The sequence below is a fragment of the Floccifex sp. genome (genome assembly GCF_051873495.1).
Classification (GTDB): Bacteria; Bacillota_I; Bacilli_A; order Erysipelotrichales; family Erysipelotrichaceae; genus Floccifex.
Map to the genome: position 1 here is coordinate 1 of NZ_JBJEEX010000089.1, position 1,630 is coordinate 1,630.

Sequence of the window (1,630 nt, forward strand, 5' to 3'; positions counted from 1 at the left end):
CATTTATATTACCAAATCACCTTTTTAGAGTCAACACTTTTTTTAAAAAACTTTTTTCTGTGTCTATTTTATTCTATCACACCAAATTTTTGATTTCTACCATATATTGAATATTATTTTCATTATTATGTTTTTATTGAAAATATTTTCATTTGTACTTTCATAATTATTTCAATAATGCTATAATTCAAGGGTAATTTTTTAAATTAATAAATAAATAGGAGGATACAATGGCAAATTTAGAAAAATTGTATGAAACTGTTGTTAGCCGTCAACCTAACGACAAAGAATTCTTACAAGCAGTACAAGAAGTTTTCGAATCTTTAAAAGTTATCGAAAAAGTTCATCCTGAACAATTAGATGATGATGTATTAGCTCGTATCGTTGAACCAGAACGTCAAATTATTTTCCGTGTTCCTTGGGTAGATGATAATGGAGTTACACAAGTAAACCGTGGATACCGTGTAGAATTCAACTCTGCAATCGGTCCATATAAAGGTGGTTTACGCTTCCATCCGTCCGTTAATATTTCAATTATCAAATTCTTAGGATTTGAACAAGTATTCAAAAACGCTTTAACAACTCTACCAATGGGTGGTGGAAAAGGTGGATCAGATTTTGATCCTAAAGGTAAATCTGATCGTGAAATCATGGCATTCTGCCAAAGTTTTATGACTGAATTATATCGTCACATTGGTCCTAACACAGATGTTCCTGCTGGAGATATTGGTGTTGGTGCTCGTGAAGTCGGTTATATGTTTGGTCAATATAAACGTATTCGTAACGAATTCTCAGGTGTATTAACTGGTAAAGGTTTATCATTTGGTGGTTCGTTAGTTCGTACAGAAGCTACTGGATATGGATTATGTTACTTCACTCAAGCTTTATTAAAAGATAATGGAACTAGTTTCGATGGAAAAACCGTTGCCGTTTCTGGTTCTGGAAATGTAGCTATTTATGCTTGTCAAAAAGCAACTCAATTAGGTGCTAAGGTTGTTACCATGTCAGATTCTAATGGATTCATCTACGATCCAAATGGAATTGATTTAGACTTAGTTAAAGAAATCAAAGAAGTACGTCGTGGACGTATCAAAGAATATTTGGAAGTACATCCTGAAGCAACTTATACTCCTGGTGCAAGACCTTGGTCAGTTAAAGTTGATGTTGCTCTTCCATGTGCAACTCAAAATGAATTAAACTTAGAAGATGCCAAAGCATTGGTTGCTAATGGTGTATTCGCAGTATGTGAAGGCGCTAACATGCCTACAACACCAGATGCTATTAAATACTTACAAGAAAACGGTGTTCTTTATGCACCAGGTAAAGCATCAAATGCTGGTGGGGTTGCATGCTCTGGTCTAGAAATGACACAAAATGCTCAACACTTATCTTGGACAGCTGAAGAAGTGGATAAAAAATTAGAACAAATCATGGTTACTATCTTCAATACATGTCGTGATACAGCTAAAGAATATGGATGCGACAAACAATATGAAGTTGGTGCTAACATTGCTGGTTTCTTAAAAGTTGCTACAGCTATGAAAGCACAAGGAACTGTATAATCTCATTTCATACAAGAGGCTGTAACAGTTAAATAGCCTGTACAAAAAAGGATAGCTGACTCAATTAC

The 1,630-nt window shown here is 34.4% G+C and carries 1 protein-coding gene; it reads left to right on the forward strand.

All coding sequences use genetic code 11. The annotated features are described in order from the left end of the window. Positions 1 to 230 precede the first annotated feature (230 nt). A complete protein-coding gene (gene gdhA / locus ACI313_RS05170) occupies positions 231 to 1,562 on the forward strand; it encodes an NADP-specific glutamate dehydrogenase (RefSeq protein ID WP_439755469.1) in 1,332 nt (443 codons plus the stop codon). Positions 1,563 to 1,630: the final 68 nt, after the last annotated feature.

Coding starts and splice junctions, on each gene's coding strand:
- gdhA (WP_439755469.1), top strand. CDS start 231: ATGGCAAATTTAGAAAAATTGTATGAAACTGTTGTTAGCCGTCAACCT.